Here is a 20,884-nt window from a genome sequence, read left to right as displayed (position 1 = left end):
CGGCGCTGACCAGCGCCTGCGGGGTCACGCGTGTAAGACATCAGCGCCTCCTGCCGAGCCCGTGGACTTGCCGCGCGGGCCGGCAAGGTTTGCCGGGCCGCCCGGGCCCAAGTGAAACTGAAGTAATTGTCACTGAAGAATTAATAGTCAGTCAAGCGGTTTTGAATATTTCCTCACAATTGCCTTCGAGGGCGCAAGGGTAGCCATCAATGCTCGTCACCGATAGGTCGCTGCCGCGAGCTGCGAACACAGGCCCGCACGCGACTGGCGGCGCTGCCGGTCACGGCGGCGCTGTCCTGCCACAGCGCCGCCAGATCCGCCGTCATTGCCGCTGCCGACACTGGCGACGCCGCAGCCGCCAGTTTCTGCAGCCCCCCGGCCATACCGCCACCGCCGGCACTACCGGTGCAGGCGCGGCGTGGCCAAACAGGTGGCGACGCCCGGCAGCCACTCGAGCGGCCTAGACTTGCACTTTGTGAAGGCTGACGACGAGCCTGGCGGTCTCACCGCGGTTGCCCAGGACTATTTGAAGGTCATCTGGACGGCCCAGGAATGGTCGTTGGAGAGGGTCAGCACCAAGATGCTGGCTGAGAAGATTGGAGTATCAGCCAGCACGGCTTCGGAGTCCGTCCGCAAACTCGCCGAGCAGGGCCTGGTCAACCACGCCAAGTACGGCGCGGTGACGTTGACCGATGCCGGTCGGCGAGCGGCACTTGCAATGGTGCGTCGCCACCGCTTGCTGGAGACATTTCTGGTCAACGAACTTGGCTATGGCTGGGACGAAGTGCACGATGAGGCGGAGATTCTTGAGCACGCGGTGTCGGATCGGCTGGTGGCGCGTATCGACGCCAAGCTGGGCTTTCCTCGCCGCGATCCGCACGGCGACCCCATTCCTGCTCCCGATGGGCAGGTGCCGACTCCGCCGGCACGTCAGTTGTGGGAATGCCGTAACGGTGAGACCGGCACCGTGGCCCGCATCTCTGATGCCGATCCCGAGATGTTGCGATATTTCGACAGCGTCGGGATCAGCCTGGACTCGCGGGTGCGGGTGGTGACCCGGCGAGAGTTTGCTGGCACGGTTACTGTGGCGATCGAATCCAGGGGTGAGACGGTAACGAGCCTTGAGTTGGGCAGCCCCGCTGCACGAGCGATTTGGGTTGTGGGTTAGCGCTCGCCCGGGCAGCACGGGCGACCTCACTCGTACTCTTCGCTCCGGCGCCGCTCGGACCGGACATGGTCCAACCACTCCGCTGCCGCTTTAGCTGCCGTCGGCCGCCCGCGCCGCAGGCCCAGGGCCGCCTCGGGGAACGCCACGCCGTCCGCCGCTGTTGCCGGCCGCTGCAAGTTTCAGTCAACGAGAACAAGTCACATGGGCGTTGCAGAGGCGACGATGCCGGCGCAGCAAGTACGCCCAAGCTCTTCCTTGACTGAGGAAAACTTCTTATGTGAGACTTAATTCAAGTTCGAAACGTCGAGAGATTGCCGCATGGTCAGCGAACAAACGATGCAGCCGATTCCTGTTGGATATGCGCGCGACCGGAGCGGGGGCCAACATCTCGCCGACTTGTCCCGGGCCAGCGTCCGAGCACGCAACTTCGTCGGAGCGAACACATCGCTGGCCGTTCTCGCTTCGACCCGCGTAACGGCCGGGCGAGTACGGGTTGCCGCAAATGTGCGGCGCCACCGGGAGGAACATTCCGCCTCCGAAAGGAGCCATAGGTGTCACATCTCCGAGTAGCCCCGGGATTGCTCGAAGCGGCAGTCGGGGACATCGCCCAAATCGGCATCACCATCGATGACGCCAGCGCGGCGGCTGTGGCTTCTACCACACGAATGGTCGCGGCCAGCGCCGACGAGGTGTCGATTGCGATTGCTGCGCTACTCAGCGAACACGGGCAAGCCTACGAGGCAGTGAGCGCGCAGGCAGCGGCGTTTCATCGTGAATTCATGCAAGCCCTCAACACCGGGGCAGGCTGGTATGCCGGCGCCGAGGCCGCCAATGTGTCGCCGCTGCAGCTGATTGAGCAACACGTGCTGGGAGCGGTCAATGCACCCAGCCAGGCGCTGACCGGCCGTCCACTTTTCGGCGATGGCACCAATGCGACCACGCCGGGCGGTAACGGTGGCGCCGGCGGCTGGCTATACGGGAATGGCGGTGCCGGTGCGGCCGGTGGGGCCGGGCAATCCGGGGGTCGCGGCGGGGATGCGGGGCTGATCGGAAATGGTGGTGCAGGCGGCCGAGGCGGAGCTGGGCAATCGGGCGGATCAGGCGGTAACGCGTGGCTCTGGGGCAACGGCGGTGCCGGCGGCGTCGGCGGGACCGGCGCGCCCGGCGCGCCCGGTGTCAACCCCACTCAGCACGTCGTTGTCCCAGCAGCCTCCCCTGGCGCCAACGGCGCACCTCTCACGGGTCTCGGCGGCCAACCCGGCGCCAACGGCGTCACTGCCGGGCAGCCGGGCGGCGATGGCGGTACGGGAGCTCAGGGGGACTTAGGCGGGGGCGGCGGCGGCGGAGCCGGCGGGGCTGGCGCGGCCGGCGCCCCCGGTGGGACCGGAGGCCACGGCGGGAAGGCCAGCTCCGGTGGCGGCGGAGGCGGTGGTGCCGGTGGCCCCGGTGGCGCGGGCGCCCCCGGTGGCGACGGCGGGTCCGGCGGGGACGGCAACTTGCTCGGCGTCGCCGGCGGCGGCGGGGGCGGCGGCGGCGGGATAGGCGGCGCAGGGGGCACTGGCAACTTCACCTCCGTAGGCGACCCTGGTGGCGGAATCGGCGGCGGCGCCGGCGGTATCGTCCCGAAGGGCGGGGGCGCAGGCGGTGGCGTCGGCGGTGGAGCCGGCGGAGCCGGCCAATTCGGGGTGCCCAGCCCCAATGGCGGCGGTGGCGGGGGGGCTGGCGGGCCGGGCGGCATCGGAGCCGACGGCGGCAACGGCGGCGCCGGCGGCGCCGGACACGGAAGCGGCGAGGGAAGCATCAACGGCAGCCCCGGCTACGGGGGTGATGGGGGCGCTGGCGGCACCGGCGGTAGCGGCAGCTCCGGGGGCGCCGGCCACCCCGGCGGGGCCGGGGGCGCCGGTGGTACTGGCGGGCTTCTATTCGGCAACGGTGGCGCAGGCGGCCAGGGCGGCGACGGAGGCCACGGCGGTGTCGGCGCCATCGGCGGCAACGGCGGTCACGGCGGCAATGGCGGGTTCGGCAACGACGGTGCAGACGGCGGCGACGGCGGCAACGGAGGCAACGGCGGCAACGGCGGGAGCGGCGGCGACGGCGGCAATGGAGGTCTGGGCGGCCCCGGGGGCGCCCGAGGCCTCTTCGGCCAGCCGGGCAACCATGGCGCCGGTGGCGCGGGCGGAGGCGGCGGCGGTGGTGGTGTTGGCGGTGGCGGCGGCGCCGCCGGTGCAGGGGGCACCGCTACCGGTGGCGGAAACAACGGCAATGCCGGCAACGACGGGACGGCCGGCGAGACGGGGGCATTCGGCAAAGCCGGGACCGCTGGCGCGGGTGGGTATTGACCCGCGTCCCCTCTTGCTCATCCGAGCGTCGGCCTGGACAGGGCCTATAAGGGGTGGACGAAATGGCGGCCCAGGCAATCCGAGCAGCTTCGCTGTCGACGCTCCGATGATTTCGGCTCAGGAATCGATTCCCTCGTCGACCTTGTGCTGGCGTGCCGAGCCAACTTCTTGGATGGGGGCGGCACCCCAGGCGCGCAGCGACGGTTAAGGACCCAGCCGAGGTTGTGGAGGGAGCGGACCAACCGGGCCCTGCGGGGGCGGGGGGCCGAGCGGACGGGACGATGACTCGCTCGACGTGTCGGTAGTGGTGGCAGTGGGCGAGCTCTGCGTCGACGGTACGGACGTCGTATCGGGCACCGACGCCTCAGTCGTGGGCACCAGGGTGGTGGCTGGCGAAGTCGAGGAGGGCGCTGCGACGGTCGTCGTCGGAATCGACGCCGAGACCGACGGGGACGTCGGGACCGGTGCGGATGATGAGACCTCTGAGTCTGTGGTGACTGGCGTGGGTTTTGGGACTGCCGAGGATGTTGGGGGAGGCAACGACGTCCTGTCGGCGGGCGCGCCGGCCTGGCCGCCGCCGAGCAGCACGACCAGGCCGTAGATGATGAACCCGATCGTCACGGTGGCGAAGGCGCCGAACCCCATCAACACCGCGGCGTTGCGATGCCAGCCCATCGCCTCGGCCCCCGGTGGGCCGACGTCGTCGGGCCCGTATCCCTGGCTGTTGCCGTAGTAGTCGGATCCATCGGCGGTATGGTCGCCGCTTTGGCCGTACGCAAACTCCGCGGCTTCCGCGCTTGGAGCCACGTCCTCCCAGGCGCGGGCATGCTCAGGTCCCTGGGCTGACATTTAGATCCTTCCATCGTGATGACGGCCGGGAACGCAGCCAGGATGGACATCTCGACCGACGAGTCGAGGCCGCAGCGGCGTTGCCACCACGCCGTTCCATGCCTCGAAACTCCTGATCAGCTTCGGCCAACGCTCAGCCAGGCAATCCGTCGGCGCCGGTCGCGCCCGCAGCGCCTGCCTTGCCGGCGGGGCCCGCCTGGCCGTTTACGAAGCCGGTCCCACCGCCTCCACCAACGCCGCCGCTACCGCCGGCCCCGGCGCCACCGCCGCTACCGCCCGCACCCGGCGCGCCAGCAAGGCCAAACAGCCCGCCGGCGCCACCCGGTCCCCCGTTTCCGCCGGTGCCGCCACCTCCGCCCGGACCGCCGGCGCCGCCGCTCCCGCCGTTGCCGCCGTGGCCCTGGAGATACCAAGTCTGCCCGGTGCCGCCGGTGCCCCCTCTGCCGCCGGCGGCGCCGTCCGCGCCGGTGCCGCCGAATCCGGCGTCGCCGCCGTACCCGCCAACGCCCCCATTGCCCACCAGCAACCCGCCGCGACCGCCAACGCCGCCAGCGCCGCCGTTGCCGCCGGTGCCGCCTGCGGCGCCGACACCCCCGGCACCGCCGAGCCCACCGGGGCCACCTGCGTTGCCAAAGGCAGTGCCGCCGGTACCGCCCGCGCCACCCGCCGCGCCAATGCCGCCGGCACCGCCGACACCGCCGACACCGCCGACCACGCCTGACGCACCAACTCCGCCGGTGCCGCCGCTGCCGCCTTGGGCGCCGACACCGCCGGCACCACCGGTGCCACCCGTGCCGCCTCCGCCGCGGCCACCGGTGCCTCCGGGGCCGCCAGCACCGCCCGGGGCGCCAAATCCGCCGCCGCCTCCCGAGCCGCCTTTACCCCCCGCTTCGCCCAGACCGCCAGAGCCCCCGGTGCCGCCGGCCTGACCGAGAGTGGCGGAACTGACACCGTCATGGCCCGGCCCTCCATCGCCTCCAACACTTGTGCCAATGGCACCATGCGCGCCGGGACCTGCTGCGGGACCCTGCGGAAGAGGGGTCGGGTTGACGCCCTGAGCCCCCGGGGCTCCCAGCCCGCCATTGCCGGCCGCCCCACCCTGGCCCCACAGGCCGGCGGATCCGCCGTTGCCCCCGTTGCCGCCAATGCTCCCCGGCGCGATTGCGTTGCCGCCGTTGCCACCTGCCCCGCCGGATCCGTAGAGAAGTCCCCCGGCACCGCCAGCACCGCCGGCCGCCCCGGGCGCACCCACGCCGCCGAGACCACCGTTGCCGATGAGCCCCGCCGCACCGCCGTTGCCACCACCCGGGTGTGCACCCCCACCCGACCCGCCGTTGCCGCCGTTGCCGAATAGCAGCCCGCCCGGTGCGCCATCCTGCCCTGTTCCCGGCGCGCCGTTTGCGCCGTCACCGACCAGCGGTCGTCCCAGCAGAGCCTGCGATGGCGCGTTGATTGCGGCGACCACCTGTTCTTCGAGCGCCTGCAGCGGCGAGGCACTAGCTGCCTCCGCCCCAGCGTAAGTAGTGGCGCTGCCAGCGAGGGCTTGCACGAATCGGCTGTGGAAAGCCGCTGTTTGTGCACTCACCGCCTGATAGGCCTGGCCGTGCCCGGCGAATATCGCCGCGATCGCGGCCGACACCTCATCGGCACCCGCTCTGAGCAGCGCTGTCGTGGAGGCCTTGGCGGCCGCGTTCGCAGCAGCGACCGCCGATTCCACGGCGGACAAGTCACGAACTGCGGCGTCGAGCCGATCTGTTGCCACCAGTACATATGACATGGTCCAACCCTTTCCACCCGCGCCAACAAGACATGGGGTTGCCTCACGGCTGCCGACGCCCACAACTCCGCGTCTCGCCAATTCACATGAGGTAAGTATCAGTTATGACGATAACTTCAGTCAACCAAATTGTGACGGAACTTTCACTTCTTCGTTGGCGCACGAAACATCCCCGCCGCGGCGCCGGGGCCGCGCGGGCATCCCCACTGTCGAGCTTGCGCGACGCGATCAACCCGCCGGTGCTAGCAGCTGCCGGACTCATCCAGGACGGGGAGGGCGCCCACGAGGGACCCTGGGCATCGGTACAGGTGGCGCGCCCGAAGCCGACATGGCGCGCACTGTCGATCACATCTGCCAAGGCCGGCTGATCCTCGGCATCGGGTTGGAAGCAGCGCGACTACGACGAGCACGGCTACGAGCTCGACACGGCCGCAAGCCGTATCGACGATCTCGCGGCGGCGTTACCCCTCATCAAACGCCTGGATCCCGACACCATCGAGCGGTCGGTGGCGATCTGGGGCGAGATCGCCACCGGGCTCGATCGCGCCGCACTGCTCGCTCGCGCACAGGCGCTGGCCGACCTCGGCGTCACGATGCTGACGAAGGGCTGCGACGGTCCGGAATACGATCTGACGGCCGCCGATGCGCTATGCCGCTGCCATGACACTCGCTCACATCAGCCGCTCAACAGCCCCTTGGCGATGTGCGTCACCTGGACCTCGTTGCTGCCGGCGTAGATCATCAGCGACTTCGCATCGCGCGCAAGCTGTTCCACGCGGTACTCCGCCATATAGCCGTTGCCGCCGAACAACTGCACGGCATCCATCGCGACATCGGTGGCCGCCTCCGAGCTGTACAGCTTGATCGCCGACGCCTCGGCCAGCGTCAGCGGTTTGCCCGCTTGTTGGCGCTCGATGGTATGAAAAACCATGTTCTGCACGTTCATTCGGGCAATCTCCATCTTGGCCAGCTTGAGCTGAATCAACTGGAACTGCCCGATGTTCTTGCCCCACAAGGTACGGCTCTTCGCATAATCCACGCATAGGCGATGGCATTCGTTGATGATGCCCAGCGCCATCATCGCGATGCCGATCCGTTCGGCGGCGAAATTGGCCCGGGCGCTCTCCCGGCCGTCACCGTCGCTGGGGCTTTCGCTCTCGCCCAACAACCGGTCCGGGCTCAGCCGCACGTTGTCGAAGAACAACTCGCCGGTCGGCGAGGACATCATGCCCATCTTCTTGAACGGCTTGCCCTGGGTGAGTCCGGGCATGCCGGAGTCGAGGACGAAGACCAGCACCGGACGGTTGCGCTTGTCCGCCTGGCCGGCAGCATCTTCCGCGAGCTTGGCGTAGACCACCAGCACGTCGGCGTACGGGCCGTTGGTGATGAATGTCTTCTGGCCGTTGAGGATGTAGTCCCGCCCGTCCCGCCTAACGTGAGTCTTCATGCCGCCGAACGCATCCGAGCCGGAGTCGGGTTCGGTGATGGCCCAGGCGGCGATCTTGTCGAGCGTCATCAGATCGGGCAGCCAACGTTCCTTCTGAGCGAGCGTGCCGCGACTCATGATCGTCGCCGCACCCAGGCCGAGGCTGACCGACGCGGTGCTCAGCAAGCCGATGCTGACTCCGGCGAGTTCGGAGATCAACACCGCTGCCATGGATCCCTGAGCGCCGCCCATGCCGCCGAATCCACCTGAGCTGTCCGGCTTTTCGGATCGGGAAGTCCCGTCCCGCTCAGCGCGCTCGCGGTCGAGCATCTTCTTCACCGACTCCGCGGCCAACACGTCCAAGCCGAACTGACTGAACAGCTTGCGTACGATCGGATACGGCGGCAGTTCGCCGGTTTCCAACGCGTCCAGGTTGGGCCGGATTTCCTTATCGATGAACTGACGGACGCTGTCGCGCACCATCAGGTCGGTGTCGGACCAATCGATCACCAGTCAGCGCTCGGCGCGCTGGTAGGCGGTGACGACGGCCGCACCGCCCAGTCCGATGTTGTGCTGCAGTGCCGCGGTCACGTTATCCACCTGGCGCTTGTCGGCGGTTCCCCGCAGTTGCCAGGTGAGTTCGGAGCACTGCGCCAGCCCCGTCGCGCCCAGTGGGTGGCCCTTGGAGATCAGCCCGCCCGACGGGTTCACCACCCAGCGTCCGCCGTAGGTGGTCTGGTTGTCGTCGATCAACTTGGCCGCCTCACCCTCGCCACACAGGCCCAGCGCCTCATACAGCAACAGCTCGTTGGCCGAGAAGCAGTCGTGCAGTTCGATCACCTGGAAGTCATCGGGGCCGAGCCCGGACTCCTCGTAAACCTGTTGCGCCGCCTGCACATTCATGTCGTAGCCGATGATGTTGCGGGCGCTGCCGTCGAAGGTGGAGGCGAAGTCGGTGGTCATCGACTGCCCGACGATCTCCACCGCCTGACCGGCCAAGCCCTGCCTGGCGACGTAGTCCTCGCCGGCCAGCACCACCGCGGCCGAGCCGTCGGAGGTGGGCGAGCACTGCAGTTTGGTGAGCGGGTCGGAGATCATCTTCGCGGCCAGGATGTCGTCAAGGGTGTACTCGTCCTGGAACTGGGCGTACGGGTTGTTGACCGAGTGCTTGTGATTCTTGAAGCCGATCTTGGCGAAATGTTCCGCGGTGGTGCCGTACTTCTTCATGTGCTCGCGGCCGGCCGCACCGAACATCCACGGCGCCACCGGAAATGCCAATTCGTCAATCTCGGCCAGCGCCTTGACGTGCCGGCCCAGCGGCGACTCCCGGTCGTTGGCGCCGCCCTGCAGGGCTCCCGGCTGCATCTTCTCGAAACCCAGCGCCAGCACGCAGTCGGCCAGTCCGCCTCTGATGGCCTGCGCGCCCAGGTACAGCGCGGTGGACCCCGTCGAACAGTTGTTGTTGACGTTGACGATCGGGATCCCCGTCATACCGAGTTCGTAGAGGGCGCGTTGCCCGCAGGTCGAATCGCCGGCCACGTAGCCGACATAGCCGTGCTCGATCTCCGTGTAGTCGATCCCAGCGTCCGCCAGAGCCTTGGTGCCGGACTCCTTGGCCATCTGTGGGTAGTCCCAGCCTTCGCGGCGGCCGGGTTTCTCGAACTTCGTCATGCCCACGCCAACGACGTAGACCTTGTTACGACTCTTAGCAGGCATCGTTGCCCCTCCGCTCGATCGACTCGTATCCCAGTGTGCAACCTGGTCGGACCGGATGGCAGGCGGGGGGCGATTCGGCCCCGGGCGACGAAGGCCCCCTACAACGTCGACGGGCGGATCACCACCACCGATTCGGTGCGGCGCCCCTGGCCGCGCATCAGGGCGATAACCCGGCCATCGGGCGCGGTAGCCGCATAGATACCGTCGATACCGGCAGGTGACAGAGCACGGCCGTTGCCCGCGGCGCCTGCCTCCTCGGCGGTGAGATCGCAGCGCGCAAACATCAACGGATAGGCGCGACGGCGGGCCACCTTGATCGCGCTGACCGCGGACGGGATCTGCCGGATATCACCGCGCAGCGGGCCCAGCGCCGCCTCGATCGCCTGATCGGTGACGTGGTCCGCCGGAACAGACTGCAGCAGCACACCTTCGGCGTCCTCAGTGCTGGTGGACTGGCCGAGCCGGATGGTCGCCGCGTACGCCTTGAAGGTCGCGGTCAACAGGCCCAGGATCTTGGTGGCGGGCTCGATTTCGACCACCAGCGCACCGGTGGCCATCGGGTCCAGCGTTCCGGCGTGCCCCACCCGGCGTGTGGCAAAGATCCGGCGGCACCGGCCCACGACGTCATGACTGGTCATTCCGGCGGGCTTGTCCACGATCACCAGCCCAGGACTGACCCCGTCACAGCACGATCGCGGTGATCACCAGGCCGCGTTGCACCGACCAGCGCCCGGACAGCTACGTCACGATAAAGCCGAAGTCCATGGGCACCCGGTGTCTGATCGGTTGGTGTCCCGGATCGAGGCCAAGCTCGGCTTCCCTCGTCGTGACCCAGATGGGGATCCGATTCCCGCTGCGGATGGGCAGGTGCCGACGCCACTCGCGCGTGTGTTGTGGGACTGCCACGACAGGGAAAGCGGAACGGTCGCCAGGATCTCCGATGCGGACCCGGAGATTCTCCGTTATTCGACAATCTGGGGACCAGCCTGGATTCACGCCTGCAGGTCCGGTCGCGGCGGGAGTTCGCCGGCATGATCACCGTGGCGATTGACTCCGATGGCGATGGCTCGACCACCGTCGAACTGGGAAGTCTGGCGACGCGGGCGATTTGGGTGGTGGCCTAGCCGAGAGGCCCACGCGCCCGGCCTCAAGGCCGGGACGATGTTTTCCCGAGAGTGCAGCCCCTCGTTGGGCATCGATCATCAGCCGTTCGGGCCGGGCGTCCCGTCGTTGCCGGCCCGGCCGGAAAAACCGTCTACGCCAGAACTCGTATTTCCAAAGGCGCCTTTTCCGCCGCTGCCAGCTGGGCCGCCCTCACCGCCGTCGCCACCGGCACCGCCCGCGCCGCCAGCACCGGCGCTGCCCGGGAGTCCGGCCAGCCATCCACCGGTCCCGCCGGCACCGCCAAGGCCGGGAGCACCGCCTGCGCCCCCGGGGCCGCCGTCGCCACCGGTGCCACCCGCGGCGCCATCGCCGCCTAGCCCGAGGATGCTGCCGGTACCTGCCCGCCCGCCACCACCGGCTCCGCCGCCGCCACCTGTTCCGCCCGCGCCCCCCGGCCCGGCAGTCCCGCCGGCACCGCCCGCGCCACCGGCGCCAAGCAGTAGTCCACCGGAGCCGCCTGGTCCTCCCTTGCCACCGCCGCCTCCGTCGCCACCGGGCGCGCCCTGTCCGCCGTCGCCACCAGATCCACCATCGCCCCCGGAAGCCGAACCCCCGCCCGTGGCCGTGGCGTTCCCACCGTCACCGCCGTTGCCGCCCGCACCGCCCGGGGCACCCGTCCCGCCGCTACCGCCGGCGCCGCCGAGGCCGCCTACACCTCCGTTGCCCACCAGCAAGCCTGCGCGGCCACCTTCACCACCTGTCCCGCCGGTACCGCCGGTACCGCCGGATACCGCGCTGCTGTGGCCGCTTCCGCCGGCGCCGCCGTCGCCGGCGGTCGCCTCCACATTGCTGACGTCGGCGCCTCCGCCGTTTCCGCCGTTTCCGCCGCCGCCTCCGGAAGCAAGAGCGTTTCCTCCGTCACCGCCGGCACCGCCGACGGCCGTCGTCGAACTACCGGCACCTCCCCCGTCGCCGCCGTTGCCCCCACTGGCACCATCACCCCCGTCGCCGCCTGCGCCTCCACTGGCGAGACCCTGCGATCGCGCGAGACCGCCATGTCCGCCCGCACCCCCCGTCTTGGTGAGGCCGCCGTCGCTACCAGCTGTTCCGGCACCGCCGGTGGCGTTGGCGGGCCCATTCCCGGTGTCATCGGCGCCGGCCTTGCCAGCGTTCGCGGTGCTGCGCGGCGTGGGGTTGCTCCCGTCGATGCCTGCGGCGCCCTCACCGCCGTGCCCGCCCGCGCCACCGTCACCAATCAAGACGGCACGACCGCCGTGGCCACCCAGCCCACCAGCGCCACCGTTGGTTCCGGAGACACCGAGACCCCCGGCGCCGCCCGCACCGCCGTTGCCGTACAGCAGTCCGCCGTTGCCCCCGGCGCCGCCGGCGGCGCTCGTACCCCCGGCACCACCCACCCCGCCGTTACCGATCAAGCCCGCGCTGCCTCCGGCCCCACCGCCTTGATTAGGCTCACCTGCCGCGCCATTGCCTCCGTTGCCGTACAGCAGGCCGCCCGCCCCGCCCGCTTCGCCGGGAGCGGTTCCGTCCGCACCGTTACCTATCAACGGACGTCCCAGCAGCGACTGAGTGGGACCGTTGACAATGTCGAGTAGCTGCTGCTCGAGAACCTGCAGCGGTGATGCGCTCACCGACTCGGCGCCGGCGTAGGCCTCCGCGCTGGCCGAGAGCAACCGCGCAAACCGGCTCTGGCATGCCGCCACGTGCGCACAGACCGCTTGATAGGCCTGCCCGTGGGAGCTGAATAGTGTTGCGACGGAGGCCGAAACCTCGTCGGCGCCTGCCGCCACTAGGTCCGACGTCCGAGCCGCCGCTGCGGCACTGGCGGCGTTGATCGTCGCCTCGATCCTGAACACGTCTCCGGCAGCGGCGCTGATCACTTCCGGAATTGCAATTGAATGTGACATCGTCATCTCCTCCGGCCGTCGCCAGCCCGCCACGGCTTGGTTGGACCGCATTGCCACCAGTCCAGTCCAGGTTCGATTCCGACGAGACTGGCGTCGCACTTCACGTTCTGACGGCGCCGACGGCTGGGCAGGATTCGCTGTCCGCTATGCCATCCCGAAGAAGTAGTGCCTGCGTAAGGCCCGATCATCATCAGCCGCCGCCATCTCGTCGCCTTCGGGACCATCTCTGCGCTGCTCCGTCGCCGCTGCTAACCGTGTCGCCGTGATAGTAGAGCGGACGCCATCGCCGGGATACCGAAACGAGGCTCAAACTGTCGACGGGCGGGGCCAGATGCGCCCGGCTCCTCTTCAGTCCGTACCGGACTGCATCGTTGCCGGGCGGATCACCACCACCGATTTGGTGCGGCCCCCCTGGTCGCTCAACAAAGCGATGACCCGGCCGTCGGCGGCGGTGGCGGCATAGACGCCGTCGATCCCCGCGGGCGTCAGGGCACGGCCGTTGGCCGCGGCGTCGGTCTCCTCGGCCGTGAGGTCGCGGCGCGCAAACATCAGCAGGCACGCGTCGTCCAGGCCCAACGACAGCCGCGGGCACTGCGCCAACTCGTCGAGCGACACCGCGTGGCTCAGGTCGAAACGGCCCACCCGGGTCCGCCGCAACGCGGTCAGATGGCCGCCGACGGCCAGCGCGTTGCCGAGATCGCGGGCCAGCGCGCGGATGTAGGTCCCGGAGGAGCAGTCGACTTCCACGTCGAGGTCGATCAGGCCGTCTTGGCGGCGCGCGGCAAGAACCTCGAAACGGTCGATGCGCACCGGCCGGGCCGCAAGCTCGACCGCCTGGCCTTCGCGGACCAGCTGATACGCGCGGCGGCCCGCGACCTTGATCGCACTGACCGCCGACGGCACCTGGCTGATGTCGCCTCGCAGGCTTCGCAGTGCGGCCTCGATGTCCTGGTCGGTGACGTGTCCCGCCGAGACAGACTGCAGCAGCTCACCTTCGGCGTCCTCGGTGGAGGTGGTCTGGCCCAGCCGGATGGTGGCGGCGTAGGACTTCGACGTCGCTGTCAACAGGCCGAGGATCTTGGTGGCCCGCTCGATGCCCACAACCAGCACTCCGGTGGCCATCGGGTCCAACGTCCCGGCGTGACCCACTCGACGGGTGCCGAAGATCCGCCGGCACCGGCCGACGACGTCATGACTGGTCATCCCCGCCGGCTTGTCGACAATCACCAGCCCGGGACGGCTTTCGGTCATAACACGATCGCCGTGAGCACCAGACCGCGCTCCACCGACCAGCGGCCGGTCAGCGTCGTCAACGGCGGGCCCGAGAGGGCGGCCGGGTCGATCAGGATGCGGGAGACGAAGCGGCCCGCCGCCGGCGAATCAGCGTGAAAGGTGATGTGGGCGTCCTCGAAACCCAGCCAGCGCTTGGTCAGCGGATACCAGGCCTTGTAGGTTGCCTCTTTGGCGCAGAACAGGATTCGGTCCCAGTGCAGCTCGGCGGGCAGTGCCCCGGGAATCTCGGCACGCTCGGCCGGCAGGCTGATCGCGTCCAGCACGCCGTTCGGCAGCACATCGTGCGGTTCGGCGTCGATGCCCACCGAGCGCACCGCGCCGTCGCGCCCGACCACCGCGCCGCGGTAGCCGGTGCAGTGGGTGAGGCTGCCGACGACGCCGTCGGGCCAGCACGGTTCCCCCTTGTCGCCCTTGAGGATCGGCACCGGCGACACGCCGAGCTCGCCTAGCGCGACGCGGGCGCAGTGCCGCACGGTGATGAATTCGTTGCGCCGCTTGGCCACCGACCTGGCGATCAGCGGTTCCTCCTCGGGCAGCGGCGCCAGCCCCGGCGGGTCGGAGTACAACTCGGCATGGCCTAGATCGTCGACCAGGGTGCCGGGCAGCAGCGACGACACCAGCGTGCGCGCGGTCACCGGGACTGCCGCTGCCGCAACCGTTCCTGAAACTGGGCGTGCTGCGCCCTCATCTCAGGGGTGATCACGAAGTGACCGCCGAAGTCATTGAGGTAGCCGGGCGCATACTGGGGGTCGGGCAGCACCTGACGCAGCCAGCTGTACGGCTTGCGGCGCCGCCACTCGCGCGGGTAACCGACCGAAACTTCTTCGAACCGCACGTCGTCGTACCACGTGGTCCGCGGAATGTGCAGGTGCCCGTAGACCGAGCAGATCGCGTTGTAGCGGGTGTGCCAGTCCGCGGTCCTGGTGGTGCCGCACCACAGTGCGAACTCCGGATAGAACAGTGCCTCACAGGGTTCGCGCACCAGCGGGAAGTGATTGACCAGCACGGTCGGCTGCATCCAGTCGAGCTGTTCGAGGCGGGCGCGGGTCTTGGTGACCCGCTCGCGGCACCAGGCGTCGCGGGTAGGGTACGGCTCGCAGGAGAGCAGGAACTCGTCGGTGCAGACCACGTTGCGTTCCTTCGCGATGGCCAGTCCCTCGGCCTTGGTGGCGGCCCCGGCCGGCAGGAACGTGTAGTCGTACAGCAGGAACATCGGCACGATGGTGGCCGGTCCGCCCCGTTCGGTCCACACCGGGAAGGGGTGCTCCGGGGTGATGACGCCCATCTCGTCGCACATGTTGACCAGGTAGTCGTAGCGGGCGCGGCCGAAGATCTGCAGCGGATCTTTGTTCGTGGTCCACAGTTCGTGGTTGCCCGGCACCCAGATCACCTTCGCGAACCGCCGCCGCAGCAGGTCCAGCGCCCAGCGGATCTCGTCGGTACGTTCGGCGACGTCCCCGCAGACGATCAGCCAGTCGTCCGGCGACGACGGATGCAGCGACTCGGTGACGGGTTTGTTGCCGAGGTGACCGGTGTGCAGGTCCGAGACGGCCCACAGCGTCGGCTGTCCCCCGCCGTGCTCATGTCCTGTCACGACTCACCACCCTAGCGACCGGATGCTGATTGCCTCGTTTCACTTACGACTGGGCCGAGGCGACTTGTACACTCCGGGCAGTAGGGCCGCCAAGAGCAGGGGGGATGTCGTGTTCGCCAAGGTGCGTCTGGCTGCAGCGCTGAGTGCGCTGATCACGGCGGTGGTCGTTGGCTTTCAATGCGCTCCCCCGCCATCGGCGGTGCGGGGGCCCGTCGAGTTGCGCTCGACCGCCGCGCCGATGGAAACCACCATGAAGAGCCCGATCGTGGGGGTGACCGACCCGAGCCCGTTCGACCCCTGCAGCGACATCCCGTTCGACGCGGTGCAACGACTCGGCCTGGCCTTCTCACCCCCCGAGCCTCTGGAAGGCTTGCGCTGCCAGTTCGATGCCGGCAACTACCAACTGGCCGTGGAGCCGATCGTGTGGCGAACGTATGCCCAGACGCTTCCGGCCGACGCCATCGAGACGACGATCCAGGGCCACCGCGCGGCTCAGTACTGGACGTTGAAGCCGACCTATCACAACAGCTACTGGTACATCTCGTGCATGGTGACGTTCAAGACCAGTTACGGCGTGATCCAGCAGTCGCTGTTCTACTCGACCGTCTACTCCGAGCCCGACGTCGACTGCCCGTCCACCAACCTGCAGCGGGCCAACGACCTGGCTGCGTTCTACAAGTTCTGATCTGTCTCCCAACTGGTGAGCATCGCATCCATCCGGCGTCAGCGACCCAGGCTGCGGGCCCTGACCAGCGGTCTGGGCAGCAGGGCCACCTTGGGCGCCATCGGCGCGGCACTCGGCCTACCGCGAGCCACCACGCGTTACACCGTCGACCGGGTCGAGATCCCGATGCGCGACGGCGTCCACCTGGTGGCCGACCACTACGCACCGCAGACCTCCAAGCCGGCCGGCACCTTGCTGGCCCGAGGGCCGTACGGCCGCAGACTGCCGTTCTCCCTGGCCTTCGCCAAGCTGTACGCCGCCCGCGGCTATCACGTGGTGCTGCAAAGCGTACGTGGCACCTTCGGGTCGGCCGGCGAGTTCGAGCCGATGGTCAACGAGGCGGCCGACGGCGCCGACACAGTGCACTGGCTTCGCGAGCAACCGTGGTTCACCGGAAAGTTCGCCACGGTGGGGCTGTCCTATCTGGGTTTCACTCAGTGGGCGCTGCTCAACGACCCGCCACCGGAGCTGGCCGCGGCGGTGATCACGGTCGGGCCGCACGACTTCCGGGACTCGACCTGGGGCACCGGCACCTTCGCAATCGACTTCCTGGCCTGGAGCGAGATGGTGAGCCGCCAGGAGCAGCCCGGGCGGCTGCGGGCCGGCATCCGTCACCTGCGGGCACCGCGCAAGCTGGCGCGCGCCGTCGGGTCGGTCCCGTTCGGGCCGGCAGCGCGCGATCTGCTCGGCTCGGGCGCGCCCTGGTTCGAATCGTGGGTGCAGACCCTCGACGCCGACGACCCGTTCTGGGACGGGATGCGTTTTCCCGACGCCCTGGACCGGGTCGACGTTCCGGTGTTGCTGCTCAGCGGCTGGCAGGACATCTTCGTGGGCCAGACGATTCGGCAGTACCGGCACCTCTCCCAGCGGGGAGTGAACGTCGCGATGACGGTCGGTCCGTGGACGCACGTTCAGATGCTTACCAAGGGCCTGTCGGTCTCCGCCCGCGAAACGCTGGACTGGCTGGACGCCCACCTCTCTGACCGGCAAGGCGGGGCGCCGGCACTGCGCCGCCCGAGTCCGGTCCACGTCTTCGTCACCGGCCAGGGCTGGCGGCACCTGCCGGACTGGCCGCCGGCTACTACGGACCGTTCGCTGTATCTGCAGCCCTACGGGCACCTCGGCGACACCCCGCCGGAGACCAAGACCCGGCCGGCCAACTTCCGCTACGACCCCGCCAACCCGACCCCGACCACCGGCGGTCCGCTGCTGTCGGCCAAGGGCGGCTACCGGGACGACACCCACCTTGCGCAGCGCGACGACGTGCTCAGCTTCACCGGCGCCACCCTCACCGAGGATCTCTTCGTGTTCGGCAGCCCGGTCCTGGAACTGGCGCACAGCTCCGATAATCCGCACGTCGACCTGTTCGTCCGGGTCAGCGAGGTGGACGCCAAAGGCAGGTCCCGGAATGTCAGCGACGGCTACCGCCGACTCGGGGACTCCTCGCGCAGCGTCTCGGTCGCGCTCGACCCCGTCGCGCACCGGTTCGAGGCCGGCTCCCGCATCCGGGTGCTGATCGCCGGAAGCTGGTTCCCTCGCTATGCACGCAACCTCGGCAGCGGAGAACCGGTACTGACCGGTCGGCGGATCAACCCGGCGACGCATTCGGTGCACTTCGGCGAGTCGCGGCTGCTGCTGCCGGCCTCATCCGACGGCGGCGCGGACCCGGGCGGCGACGGCGGCTAAATCTTCTTGGTCGTGGACCGGCGCCGCCGGCCTCGGCGCGACGGGCAGCTGCACCCAGCTGGTGCAGCCCGCGTACTCAGGGGTCCGGGACAGCCGCACCGGCTCGGCGAGCGGTGCCGCCGAGACCACCAGCACGGCCAGCCGGTGTTTGGGGCGGAAGTCGAGGCGGTCGGCGCGCACCGACTCGTCGGTCCAGATGTGCAGATCCGCAATCTCGGGTAACCGCTCTGGCTGGTTAACGGCAACTGCCGCAACGATTTTCGCTGCCGCCCGCACCGTTACGTGCTCTTCGGTGCTGTCGCCGACCGCCCGTGCCAGCAGGTCCTTGTGTTCGGGCCGGACGCGCTGCGCGTGGCTGTGCGCCACCGTCGGGAACAACAGGAATTCGCGCGCGGTCACCTCGAAGCGCTTCTCCCCGATACCGCCCTTGCGCAGCAGGACGGTCTGACGCCCGTCGAGCAGCGCGTGGACGGCCGCGCTCCACTCTTTGAGTGCCGCCGTCATCGCGATCCGGCCAGCCGCGCCACCACCTCGGGGCGACGCAGCGGCGGGACGGTCCTGGGCGGCTGCCGCCGCGGCGGGAGTGCGTCGAGCAGCCGGGCGGTCGACGCGGTGACCTCTGCCACCGCGGCTTCGAACGCGTCGGCGTTGGCGGCCGACGGGTGGGTGATCCCACTGACCTTGCGCACGTACTGGCGCGCCGCGGCGGCGATCTCCGCGGCGGTGGCGGGTGGCTCCAGCCCGCGAAGTTCGGTGATGTTGCGGCACATGGTCTCCACGATATGCGCGCCGCCGGGTCGGCGAACCACGCCGAGCCTGCGTCCACGGTCATCCCACCTGGCTTGTCGCCGCCCTCAGCGCGGAATCGATGAACTCAGCGCAGGCTCGACGTCCGCCGGAACTCGTTTGGCTACGGTAAAGCCATGACCGACGAGATCCTGCTGATCGACACCGACGAGCGGGTGCGCACCCTGACGCTGAACCGTCCGCAGTCCCGCAATGCGCTCTCCGCGGCGCTGCGTGACCAGTTCTTCGCTGCGCTGGCCGACGCCGAAACCGACGACGTGGACGTCGTCATCGTCACCGGCGCCGATCCGGTGTTCTGCGCCGGACTGGACCTCAAGGAACTGGGCGGGCAGACCGCCCTTCCCGACATCTCACCGCGGTGGCCGGCACTGACCAAACCGGTGATCGGAGCAATCAACGGTGCGGCGGTCACCGGCGGGCTGGAACTGGCGCTGTACTGCGACATCCTGATCGCATCGGAGCGGGCCCGGTTCGCCGACACGCATGCCCGGGTCGGTCTGCTGCCCACCTGGGGCCTGAGCGTGCGGCTGCCGCAGAAGGTGGGCGTGGGCCTGGCCCGCCGGATGAGCATGACCGGCGACTATCTGTCGGCCGCCGACGCGCTACGCGCCGGCCTGGTCACCGAGGTGGTGCCGCACGATCAGCTGTTGCCCGCCGCCCGTGGTGTCGCGGCGTCCATCGTCGGCAACAACCAGGATGCGGTGCGGGCGCTGCTGGCCTCCTACCACCGGATCGACGACGCCCAGATCGCCGGCGGGCTGTGGCTGGAAGCCGCTGCGGCGCGCCAGTTCCGGACCAGCGGCGAGGACATCGCAGCCAACCGTGAGGCAGTGCTGCGGCGCGGACGTTCGCAGGTGCGCTGACACGAGAATTTCGTGACTACAACCGGTGACGGGCGTGGTTTATGGGCTACTAGAGGCCGGTGCGCTTGTCCATGCTTCTTCCGTACACCCGCACGGCCCGTCCGCGCCAGCATACGGCGCGCCGCGGCGGCGCCGCTCAAACCCGCGGCCGCACAACAAATTTGCAGTCAGCAGGCTCTGGCCCGCTGCGCGCGGCTCACGCCGCGCTTGCGATCACCAAAGCGCTAGCGCTCATCACCGCCCCGGTGGGTCTTCATCTGCCGGCGGCTGCGCGGGCAAACAACGCGCCGAAGCATTCACCGTCGCTGTTCAGGCCACGCACTGCGATCCAGGGCGGTGATGCTCGCCGGGACACGTCCTGCCCAGCTGCGCGTCCCCGGTCCCGGGGCGACTAACCACTGATCACCGACACCGTGTTGCTTTCGAAGTTGGTGACATACACGGCACCGGTGCCGGGGTCGACCGCCACCCCAATCGGGCTGTCACCTACGGCAATGGTGGCGGTGACGGTGTTGGTGACCGGGTTGATCACCGACACCGTATCGGAGAATTGGTTGGCGACGAACACGAACCCGCTGGCCGGACTCACCGCGACCCCAGCCGGTGCGCTGCCCACCGCGATGGGGGACCCGATGACGGTGTTGTTGGCCGGGTTGATCACCGACACCGTGCCGGAAGATTGGTTGGTGACATAAAGGTTGCCGCCCGTGTTGACCGCCACCCCGGATGGACCGGAGAACCCGCCGATGGTGGACACGTTGTTGGTGCCCGGATCGATCACCGACACCGTGCCGGAGAGTTGGTTGGCTACATAGATGTTGCCGCCTGGATTGACCGCCAACCCGAACGGATTACTGCCCACCGCGATGGGGGACCCGACGATGGTGTTGGTGCCCGGATCGATCACCGACACCGTGCCGCTGACAAAGTTGGTGACATAGATGTTGCCGCCCGGGTTGACCGCCACCCCGTTCGGTGCGTCGCCCACCGCGATCGGGGACCCGACGATGGTGTTGGTGCCCGGATCGATCACCGACACCGTGCCGCTGGCGGCGTTGATGACATAGATGTTGCCGCCCGGGTTGACCGCCACCGCGGACGGAAAAAGGCCCACCGGGATGGACCCGGTGATGGTGTTGGTGTTCGGGTTGATCACCGCCACCCTGCCGAGGAGGACGCCGTCGCCGGAGTCGGTGACATAGATGTTGCCGCCTGGGTTGACCGCCACCGCGTTCGGTCCGAGGAATCCGGTGATGGTGCTCACCGTGCCACCGGAGCCGCCGGCCCCGCCGGTGCCCCCTGCTCCGCCGGCCAGCCCGACCGCCCCGCTACCGGGGCCACCAGCGGTGCCGGCCGCGCTGAAGCCGGCAGCACTGGCCCCACCCAGACCGCCGCCGCCCCCGGCCCCGCCGCTGCCGCCCACCCCGGCTACCCCCGCCGACCCCGACCACCCCAACAACCCCGACCCCAACACCCCGCCAGCCCCGCCAGCGCCGCCGAACCCGCCCGCACCACCGGTTCCGCCGACCCCACCGACCCCGCCAGCCACCCCGAACACCGTGCTGTCCGTACCCGTCCCTCCGACACCACCGAACCCGCCGACACCACCCCAA

General features: G+C 69.3%; 18 protein-coding genes and 2 pseudogenes. 7 read left to right on the top strand and 13 right to left on the bottom strand.

All coding sequences use genetic code 11. The features are described 5' to 3' along the window. Positions 1 to 206 precede the first annotated feature (206 nt). On the bottom strand, positions 207 to 383 hold the full coding sequence (locus AC5Y7D_RS16130; RefSeq protein ID WP_499925691.1) for a hypothetical protein: 177 nt from the start codon (positions 381 to 383) through the stop codon (positions 207 to 209). Positions 384 to 475: 92 nt separating this feature from the next. Between AC5Y7D_RS16130 and mntR the strand changes: the two genes are divergently transcribed. Continuing rightward, entirely contained in the window at positions 476 to 1,168 is a 693-nt protein-coding gene (mntR, locus tag AC5Y7D_RS16125) for a manganese-binding transcriptional regulator MntR (protein ID WP_499925689.1), read from the top strand. Between the two features lie 551 nt (positions 1,169 to 1,719). Continuing rightward, positions 1,720 to 3,507 (top strand): PE family protein, encoded by a 1,788-nt coding sequence (locus AC5Y7D_RS16120; RefSeq protein WP_499925688.1) that lies wholly within the window; start codon positions 1,720 to 1,722, stop codon positions 3,505 to 3,507. A gap of 204 nt (positions 3,508 to 3,711) precedes the next feature. Here AC5Y7D_RS16120 and AC5Y7D_RS16115 read toward each other — a convergent pair whose 3' ends face one another. Together AC5Y7D_RS16115 and AC5Y7D_RS16110 are read right to left on the bottom strand one after the other, a co-directional pair. Next, complete coding sequence (locus AC5Y7D_RS16115; RefSeq protein ID WP_499925686.1) at positions 3,712 to 4,356, bottom strand: hypothetical protein; 645 nt, start codon at positions 4,354 to 4,356, stop codon at positions 3,712 to 3,714. 133 nt (positions 4,357 to 4,489) lie between these two features. Further along, positions 4,490 to 6,133 (bottom strand): PE family protein, encoded by a 1,644-nt coding sequence (locus AC5Y7D_RS16110; protein ID WP_499925684.1) that lies wholly within the window; start codon positions 6,131 to 6,133, stop codon positions 4,490 to 4,492. Positions 6,134 to 6,455: 322 nt separating this feature from the next. Between AC5Y7D_RS16110 and AC5Y7D_RS16105 the strand changes: the two are divergent. After that, positions 6,456 to 6,870: pseudogene (locus AC5Y7D_RS16105) on the top strand (hypothetical protein); the annotation flags it as partial. On the opposite strand, the gene AC5Y7D_RS16100 reads toward AC5Y7D_RS16105, so the two are convergent. The 3 genes from AC5Y7D_RS16100 to AC5Y7D_RS16090 all read right to left on the bottom strand — a co-directional run bounded on the left by AC5Y7D_RS16100 (position 6,810) and on the right by AC5Y7D_RS16090 (position 9,913). Then, positions 6,810 to 8,069, bottom strand: a complete 1,260-nt coding sequence (locus tag AC5Y7D_RS16100) for an acyl-CoA dehydrogenase family protein (RefSeq protein WP_499925682.1) — start codon at positions 8,067 to 8,069, stop codon at positions 6,810 to 6,812. The pseudogene AC5Y7D_RS16105 and the gene AC5Y7D_RS16100 overlap by 61 nt on opposite strands. Before the next feature lie 3 nt (positions 8,070 to 8,072). After that, a complete protein-coding gene (locus tag AC5Y7D_RS16095; RefSeq protein ID WP_499925680.1) occupies positions 8,073 to 9,275 on the bottom strand; it encodes a lipid-transfer protein in 1,203 nt (400 codons plus the stop codon). Between the two features lie 98 nt (positions 9,276 to 9,373). Then, positions 9,374 to 9,913 (bottom strand): hypothetical protein, encoded by a 540-nt coding sequence (locus tag AC5Y7D_RS16090; RefSeq protein WP_499925964.1) that lies wholly within the window; start codon positions 9,911 to 9,913, stop codon positions 9,374 to 9,376. 106 nt (positions 9,914 to 10,019) lie between these two features. Here AC5Y7D_RS16090 and AC5Y7D_RS16085 point away from each other — a divergent pair. Next, positions 10,020 to 10,399, top strand: a pseudogene (locus tag AC5Y7D_RS16085) (metal-dependent transcriptional regulator); the annotation flags it as partial. Between the two features lie 78 nt (positions 10,400 to 10,477). Here the strand turns inward: AC5Y7D_RS16085 and AC5Y7D_RS16080 are convergent. From AC5Y7D_RS16080 to pptH, 4 genes are all read right to left on the bottom strand, one after another. Continuing rightward, positions 10,478 to 12,304, bottom strand: coding sequence for a PE family protein (locus AC5Y7D_RS16080; RefSeq protein ID WP_499925678.1), 1,827 nt, complete (start codon positions 12,302 to 12,304; stop codon positions 10,478 to 10,480). A gap of 348 nt (positions 12,305 to 12,652) precedes the next feature. Continuing rightward, entirely contained in the window at positions 12,653 to 13,555 is a 903-nt protein-coding gene (truB, locus tag AC5Y7D_RS16075; protein ID WP_499925676.1) for a tRNA pseudouridine(55) synthase TruB, read from the bottom strand. Continuing rightward, a complete protein-coding gene (gene pptT / locus AC5Y7D_RS16070; protein WP_499925674.1) occupies positions 13,552 to 14,232 on the bottom strand; it encodes a 4'-phosphopantetheinyl transferase PptT in 681 nt (226 codons plus the stop codon). The genes truB and pptT overlap by 4 nt, the downstream gene beginning before the upstream one ends. Next, entirely contained in the window at positions 14,229 to 15,191 is a 963-nt protein-coding gene (gene pptH / locus AC5Y7D_RS16065; RefSeq protein WP_499925672.1) for an ACP phosphodiesterase PptH, read from the bottom strand. The genes pptT and pptH overlap by 4 nt, the downstream gene beginning before the upstream one ends. Before the next feature lie 109 nt (positions 15,192 to 15,300). Between pptH and AC5Y7D_RS16060 the strand changes: the two genes are divergently transcribed. Together AC5Y7D_RS16060 and AC5Y7D_RS16055 are read left to right on the top strand one after the other, a co-directional pair. Next, positions 15,301 to 15,876 (top strand): DUF3558 domain-containing protein, encoded by a 576-nt coding sequence (locus tag AC5Y7D_RS16060; RefSeq protein ID WP_499925671.1) that lies wholly within the window; start codon positions 15,301 to 15,303, stop codon positions 15,874 to 15,876. Positions 15,877 to 15,891: 15 nt separating this feature from the next. Beyond that, positions 15,892 to 17,601: a CocE/NonD family hydrolase gene (locus AC5Y7D_RS16055; protein WP_499925670.1), complete on the top strand. Its 1,710-nt coding sequence runs from the start codon at positions 15,892 to 15,894 to the stop codon at positions 17,599 to 17,601. Here the strand turns inward: AC5Y7D_RS16055 and AC5Y7D_RS16050 are convergent. Together AC5Y7D_RS16050 and AC5Y7D_RS16045 are read right to left on the bottom strand one after the other, a co-directional pair. Next, complete coding sequence (locus AC5Y7D_RS16050; protein ID WP_499925669.1) at positions 17,560 to 18,105, bottom strand: DUF1802 family protein; 546 nt, start codon at positions 18,103 to 18,105, stop codon at positions 17,560 to 17,562. The two genes, AC5Y7D_RS16055 and AC5Y7D_RS16050, sit on opposite strands and share 42 nt — an antisense overlap. Next, positions 18,102 to 18,371, bottom strand: coding sequence for a DUF2277 domain-containing protein (locus AC5Y7D_RS16045; protein WP_499925962.1), 270 nt, complete (start codon positions 18,369 to 18,371; stop codon positions 18,102 to 18,104). Before AC5Y7D_RS16045 ends, AC5Y7D_RS16050 begins: the two co-directional genes overlap by 4 nt. 153 nt (positions 18,372 to 18,524) lie before the next feature. Between AC5Y7D_RS16045 and AC5Y7D_RS16040 the strand changes: the two genes are divergently transcribed. Then, positions 18,525 to 19,271, top strand: a complete 747-nt coding sequence (locus AC5Y7D_RS16040; RefSeq protein WP_499925667.1) for an enoyl-CoA hydratase — start codon at positions 18,525 to 18,527, stop codon at positions 19,269 to 19,271. Between the two features lie 391 nt (positions 19,272 to 19,662). On the opposite strand, the gene AC5Y7D_RS16035 is transcribed toward AC5Y7D_RS16040, so the two are convergent. Next, positions 19,663 to 20,884: Vgb family protein (locus tag AC5Y7D_RS16035; protein ID WP_499925665.1), on the bottom strand; the 1,222-nt coding region annotated here is incomplete at its 5' end.

This window comes from Mycobacterium sp. NGS49, assembly GCF_059812565.1.
The sequence above is the reverse complement of the archived record's forward strand: the minus strand, read 5'-3'. Positions and strand labels throughout refer to the sequence as shown.

Bases quoted from the DNA above. Each gene is read 5' to 3' on its own strand.
- AC5Y7D_RS16130 (WP_499925691.1), bottom strand. From the start codon at position 383: ATGGCCGGGGGGCTGCAGAAACTGGCGGCTGCGGCGTCGCCAGTGTCG.
- AC5Y7D_RS16115 (WP_499925686.1), bottom strand. From the start codon at position 4,356: ATGTCAGCCCAGGGACCTGAGCATGCCCGCGCCTGGGAGGACGTGGCT.
- AC5Y7D_RS16110 (WP_499925684.1), bottom strand. From the start codon at position 6,133: ATGTCATATGTACTGGTGGCAACAGATCGGCTCGACGCCGCAGTTCGT.
- AC5Y7D_RS16095 (WP_499925680.1), bottom strand. From the start codon at position 9,275: ATGCCTGCTAAGAGTCGTAACAAGGTCTACGTCGTTGGCGTGGGCATG.
- AC5Y7D_RS16090 (WP_499925964.1), bottom strand. From the start codon at position 9,913: ATGACCAGTCATGACGTCGTGGGCCGGTGCCGCCGGATCTTTGCCACA.
- AC5Y7D_RS16080 (WP_499925678.1), bottom strand. From the start codon at position 12,304: ATGTCACATTCAATTGCAATTCCGGAAGTGATCAGCGCCGCTGCCGGA.
- truB (WP_499925676.1), bottom strand. From the start codon at position 13,555: ATGACCGAAAGCCGTCCCGGGCTGGTGATTGTCGACAAGCCGGCGGGG.
- AC5Y7D_RS16050 (WP_499925669.1), bottom strand. From the start codon at position 18,105: ATGACGGCGGCACTCAAAGAGTGGAGCGCGGCCGTCCACGCGCTGCTC.
- AC5Y7D_RS16045 (WP_499925962.1), bottom strand. From the start codon at position 18,371: ATGTGCCGCAACATCACCGAACTTCGCGGGCTGGAGCCACCCGCCACC.
- AC5Y7D_RS16040 (WP_499925667.1), top strand. From the start codon at position 18,525: ATGACCGACGAGATCCTGCTGATCGACACCGACGAGCGGGTGCGCACC.